General features: G+C 66.4%; 4 protein-coding genes. 3 read left to right on the forward strand and 1 reads right to left on the reverse strand.

Going from position 1 to position 6000, the window contains the following annotated elements:
- Nucleotides 1-158 precede the first annotated feature (158 nt).
- From glgC to malQ, 3 genes are read left to right on the forward strand one after another with little or no spacing between them, the layout of a single operon-like run.
- A complete protein-coding gene (gene glgC, locus F627_RS0105400; RefSeq protein ID WP_019583498.1) occupies nt 159-1424 on the forward strand; it encodes a glucose-1-phosphate adenylyltransferase in 1266 nt (421 codons plus the stop codon).
- On the forward strand, nt 1414-3162 hold the full coding sequence (locus F627_RS0105405; protein WP_019583499.1) for a glycoside hydrolase family 57 protein: 1749 nt from the start codon (nt 1414-1416) through the stop codon (nt 3160-3162). The genes glgC and F627_RS0105405 overlap by 11 nt, the downstream gene beginning before the upstream one ends.
- Nucleotides 3163-3215: 53 nt before the next feature.
- Complete coding sequence (gene malQ, locus F627_RS0105410) at nt 3216-4691, forward strand: 4-alpha-glucanotransferase (RefSeq protein ID WP_019583500.1); 1476 nt, start codon at nt 3216-3218, stop codon at nt 4689-4691.
- Between the two features lie 127 nt (nt 4692-4818).
- On the opposite strand, the gene F627_RS0105415 is transcribed toward malQ, so the two are convergent.
- Nucleotides 4819-5927 (reverse strand): IS3 family transposase gene (locus F627_RS0105415; protein WP_155987096.1). Its coding sequence is split into 2 segments (ribosomal slippage): nt 4819-5675 and nt 5675-5927, totalling 1110 coding nucleotides; the frame shifts between segments, so codons are not numbered across the junction.
- Between the last annotated feature and the right edge of the window lie 73 nt (nt 5928-6000).

The raw sequence follows: 6000 nt of genomic DNA on the forward strand, positions 1-6000 counted from the left end.
AACATACTAGGGAAACACTGATTAATGTACGCGCGCTTGTCGGATACCGCGGTTCCACGAGGCGGGTCAGGGCACACACCGAGCCTTGTCCGCGGGTGGGAGCGAGGACCCAGCGAGCGGGTACATGCGGACGTGTTTACCTCGACAAGGATGGGTGCATGAGTCCACAACCGCAACGTTACGTCAGCCGCCTGACCCGGGAGACCCTTGCCCTGATCCTGGCCGGCGGACGCGGCTCGCGACTGAAACAACTGACGCTGTGGCGCGCCAAGCCGGCCGTGCCCTTCGGCGGCAAGTTCCGCATCATCGACTTCCCCCTGTCCAACTGCATCAACTCGGGTATCCGTCAGGTCGCCGTGGTGACGCAGTACAAGGCACACTCGCTGATCCAGCACATGCAGCGGGGCTGGAGCCTCCTGCGCGGGGAATTCGGCGAGTTCATCGAGCTGCTGCCGGCGCAGCAGCGCATCGAGACCTCCTGGTACGCGGGGACAGCCGACGCGGTCTACCAGAACATCGACATCATCCGGCAGCACAATCCGCGCTATGTGCTGATCCTGGCCGGGGACCACATCTACAAGATGGACTACGGCCAGATGATCGCCTTCCACGTGGAGAGCGGCGCGGACATGACCGTGGGCTGCCTGGAGGTGGAGCACGAGCGGGCGAAGGCCTTCGGCGTGATGGGGGTGGATGCGTCCAGCCGCATTACCTCGTTTGCGGAAAAGCCGGAGGACCCGGCGCTGATCCCCGGCAGCAAGACCCACTCGCTGGCCTCTATGGGGATCTACGTGATCAACACCGAGTTCCTGTTCGACCAGCTGATCAAGGATGCGGACGACACCTTCTCCAGCCACGATTTCGGCAAGGACATCATCCCCGGCATCATCGAGCGAAACCAGGTGATGGCCTATCCGTTCCGTGACGAGCAGGGCGTGCGCCAGGGCTACTGGCGCGATGTGGGGACCATCGACTCCTACTGGCAGGCGAATCTGGAGCTGATCGGGGTGACGCCGGAGCTGAACCTGTACGACTCGGAATGGCCGATCTGGACCTATCAGGAGCAGTTGCCGCCGGCCAAGTTCGTGTTCGACGACGAGGACCGCCGCGGCATGGCGATCGACTCGATGGTCTCCGGGGGCTGCATCATCTCCGGGAGCACCGTGCGCCACTCCCTGCTGTTTTCCAATGTGCAGGTCAACGCCTGTGCCACCGTGGAAGACTCGGTGATCCTGCCCAGTGTGACAGTCGGCGAGAACTGCGTGATCCGCAATGCGGTGATCGACAAGGGCTGCAAGATCCCGGACGGGACCGAGATCGGGGTGGATGACGAGGCCGATGCCCGCGACTACTTCGTCTCCCCGGGCGGGGTGCGCGTGGTGACGCCGGAGATGCTCGGACAGGCGACCCACCATGTCCGCTGAATCCGGCAGTACCACCGCGCTCGCCACCCAGCCGCCGCAGCTCGACGTGGTGCTGTGCTGGCACATGCACCAGCCGCAGTACTACGACTCTGGCGCGGGTGAATACGTACTGCCGTGGACCTACCTGCACGCCCTGAAGGACTACACCGACATGGCGGCGCATCTGGAGGCCTGCCCCCAGGCGCGCGCGGTGGTCAACTTTGCCCCGATCCTGCTGGAGCAGATCGCCGACTACGGCGAGCGGCTGGAGGCCGGGATCGGCAATCGCTCGAGCTTCGGCGACCCGGTGCTGGATCTGCTGCAGATGGATATCGTCCCGGTGGATCCGGTGCAGCGGCGCGAGATCCTGCGCGTCTGCCTGCGCGCGCATGCCCCGCGCATGATCGAGCCGTTCCCGCTGTTCGAGCGCCTGGCGACCCTGGCCCGCCAGGCGCTGGAAGACGCCGTGCTGCTGGCGCATCTGGACAACCGCTTCTTCCAGGATCTGGCGACCTGCTATCACCTGGCCTGGCTGGGGGAGACCGTGCGCCGCGCCTATCCCGAGGTGCAGGGCTGGCTGAAGGCGGATCAGGGCTTCAACCGCGACGTGCGGGGCCGCCTGCTGAAGCTGATCCGCGACGAGGTCAAGGCGATCCTGCCGCGCTACCGCGAGCTGGCCGAGCAGGGGCGCGTGGAGCTCTCGTTCACCCCGTATGCCCATCCAATCATGCCGCTGCTGCTGGATCTGCAGTCGGCGCGCGAGGCGATGCCGGATGTCGAATTGCCGCAGGCGCCGGCGTACCCGGACGGAGAGGCCCGGGTGCGCTGGCATATCGAACGCGGCCTGGCGGTGTTCGAGCAGTACTTCGGCTTCCGGCCACGCGGCTGCTGGCCCTCGGAGGGCAGTCTCAGCGAGGCGACCGTGCGCCTGCTGGATGACTACGACATCTGCTGGACCGCCAGTGGCCAGACCGTCCTCGGCAACAGCCTGGCGGCGGCCGGGGAGACCGCCGAGTCGCATACCGGGTCGGCGGAGCAGGAGGGCTGGCTGCATCGCCCGTATTGCCTGCAGGGCGCCCGGACGGAGCTGTTCTTCCGCGACGACGGGCTTTCCGATGCGATCGGGTTTCGCTACGCCGACTGGCACGCCGACGACGCGGTCGGGGACTTCGTGCATCACCTCGAGAACATTGCCGCCGTCTCGCCCGACGGGGGCGTGGTGGCGGTCATCCTGGATGGCGAGAACGCCTGGGAGTACTACCCGGAGAACGGCTTCTACTTCCTGCGGGCGTTGTACGAGCGGTTGGCGGAGAATCCGCGGCTGAACCTGTGCACCTTCTCGGACGTCTGCCAGCGCACGGGTCCGCGGACGGATCGCGGCGAACTCACGGGCATGGTGGCGGGCTCCTGGGTCTACGGGACCTTTTCCACCTGGATTGGCGACCCGGACAAGAACCTTGGCTGGGACCGCCTGATCGAGGCCTGGACCGCCGTGGACCAGGCCATCGCGCGGCATCCGGCACTGGATACGCCGGAGCTGCGCAAGCAGCTCGCGGTATGCGAGGGATCCGACTGGTGCTGGTGGTTCGGGGAATACAACCCCGCGGGTTCCGTCAGCGACTTCGAACAGCTCTACCGTCGGCATCTGGCCCGCCTGTACCAGCTGGCGGATCTCGATGTGCCCGACTCGCTGGGCGAGGTCCTCTCGGTCGGGGGCGGTGATCCCGCGGCGGGCGGTACCATGCGCAAGGGCCAGTAACTGTGTGCCAAGTAACCATGTGCCCGGTAACCATGTACGAGGGGCCGTAGCGGATGGAGGCGGGCGAAGAACACTGCAACCCCCTGATGCAGCGCCGCCGCGCGGGGGTCCTCCTGCATCCCGTTTCATTGCCGGGCCTGGGTCCGGTCGGGACGCTGGGGGACGAGGCCTTTCGCTTCCTCGACTGGGCGCGGGATGCTGGCTTCAGCCTGTGGCAGATCCTGCCGCTGCACCCGCCGCAGGAGGATGGCTCGCCGTATGCCAGTATCTCCGCCTTTGCCGGCGATGTGCGCCTGATCGACCCGCAGCGCCTGGCGGCGCGCGCGGGCCTTGCGGACCCGACGCTGCCCGTCGACACACTGCTGGAACAGGCGCGGGAGCGGCTGGAGCAGGCCGGCGATGGCTGGGCGCAGGCCTACCAGGCCTTTCGGGATTCCCAGGGTCCGGTGTGGCTGGAGGACTTTGCCCGTTTCGTGGTGATCCGGGCCCGCGAAGACGGGCGTCCCTGGTGGGAATGGCCGGCCGCCTTGCGTGACCGCGATCCGGATGCCCTGGCGGCTGTGGAGGTCGATGCGGCCCGGGAGCTGGAGGCGGTACGCTTCGCCCAGTTTGTGCTGTTCGATCAATGGCAGGACGTGCGCGAGCATGCCCGCGCACGGGACATCCTGATCCTGGGCGACATGCCGATCTTCGTGGCGCACGACTCGGCCGAGGTCTGGGCCCACCGTGACCTGTTCGATCTGGACGACACAGGGCACCCGCTGACCGTGGCCGGCGTGCCACCGGACTACTTCTCCGAGACCGGGCAGCGCTGGGGCAACCCGCACTACCGCTGGGACCGCCTTGCCGAACGCGGCTACGACTGGTGGGTGGAGCGGCTGCGCTGGACCCTGGAGACGGTAGACGCCGTGCGCATTGATCACTTCCGCGGCTTCGAGGCCAGCTGGGCGGTGCCGGCGAGCGAGCCGGATGCCACGCAGGGGCACTGGGTGCCGGGGCCGGGCGCGGACTTCTTCGAACAGCTTCAGACCCGTCTCGGCGTGCTGCCGTTGCTGGCCGAGGACCTCGGCGTGATCACGCCGGAGGTGACCGCCCTGCGCCTGCGCTTCGATCTGCCGGGCATGCGCATCCTGCAGTTCGCCTTCGAGGGTGGGCCGGACAACCCGTACCTGCCGGCGAATCATGACGAACTGAGCGCGGTGTATACCGGCACCCACGACAACGACACCACGCTGGGCTGGTTCCGTTCTCTGGAGCCGTCCCTGCAGCAGCACGTGATCGCAACGCTGGACGAGGGCGGGGCCGAGGAGATGCCCTGGCCGCTGATTCGTGCGGCCTGCCGTTCTCCGGCACAGCTCGCGATTCTGCCGATGCAGGATGCCCTGCAACTGGGTTCGGAGGCGCGCACGAACATTCCCGGTACGGTGGACGAACGCAACTGGACCTGGCGCTTTGACTGGAGTCAGCTGCCCGAGGGACAGACCGAGGCGCTGCGCGCGCTGGCGCAGGAGACCGGCCGCCTGGAATGAGGGACCGTTCGGCCCGCGTGCCTCAGTGCAGGCATGGGCCCGACACAAGAAAGCCCGGCCCCTTGACGGGGACCGGGCTTTTTCATCGGGTCTACGGTGGCGCGGTTAGCGTGTCCACTTCCCCGGATTAGGTCCACGCATAACTAGAGGTTTCCGGGTGGTGTAGCTGCCGGTATTCGACCGGCGTCAGGTCCCCCAGCGACTCGTGAGGGATGGTTTCGTTGTAGTCCTGCAGCCACTGCTCGGTGTGTTCCCGGACTTCGGTCAGCGTTCGGAAGACGTAGAGATCCAGGACCCCACGGCGGTAGCTGCCGTTGAACCGTTCGATGAAGCCGTTCTGCATCGGTTTGCCCGGCTGGATGAAGCTCAGTTCCACGCCGCGCTGTTCGGCCCAGTCGGCGATCGCGGCCGAGACGAACTCGGGGCCATTGTCCAGCCGGAGCTGCTGCGGATAGCCCCGCCAGGCGGCAATACGCTCCAGCACCCGGATCACACGGGGTGCGGGCAGGTTCAGATCGATCTCCACGGCCAGCGCTTCCCGGTTGAAGTCATCCACGACGTTGAAGGTGCGGAAGCGCCGTCCGTCCCATAGCGCATCCGACATGAAGTCCGCTGACCATCCCACGTTCGGGGCTTCGGTCGACGCCAGGGGCCGTGGCTCCCGTGGTGGCAAACGGCGCTTGCCCTTGCGCCGCAGGTTCAGCTTCAGGGCGCAGTACACGCGCCAGACCCGCTTGTGGTTCCAGGGCATGCCCCGACGCCGGATCAGCTTGAACAGCTTGCCAAAGCCCCGCTCCGGATAGCGCTCCACCAGCTCCTGCAGAAGCGCGATCACCGCATCGTCCCGGTCCGGTTGCTTGCGATACCGCACCACCGACCGCGCAGCCCCTGCCGCCTGACAGGCCCGGCGCTGACTCAGCCCGTGTTCCTGCGTCAACGCAGTGACCACACGGCGCTTCTCGTCCGGGCTCAGAGCTTTTTTGTGATCACGTCCTTCAGGGCCGTGTTCTCCAGGGCCAGCTCGGCATACATCCGTTTGAGCCGGTTGTTCTCGTCCTCCAGCTCCTTCAACCGTCGGACGTCGGCTGCCTCCATGCCGCCGTATTTCGACTTCCACTGGTAGTAGGTCGCTTCAGAGACCCCGATCTCCCGACACACGTCCTTCACCTTCCGGCCGCCTTCGACCTGCTTCAGCGTCTGAACAATCTGGCTTTCCGTAAACCGACTCTTGCGCATCTCGGCCTCCTTTGGCTCTAGTGTGCCCGGAGACCTCCAGTTTTCAATGGACCGAATTTACGGGAAGGCGACA

Source organism: Thioalkalivibrio sp. ALE16, assembly GCF_000381305.1.
In the GTDB taxonomy this organism is placed as follows: domain Bacteria; phylum Pseudomonadota; class Gammaproteobacteria; order Ectothiorhodospirales; family Ectothiorhodospiraceae; genus Thioalkalivibrio.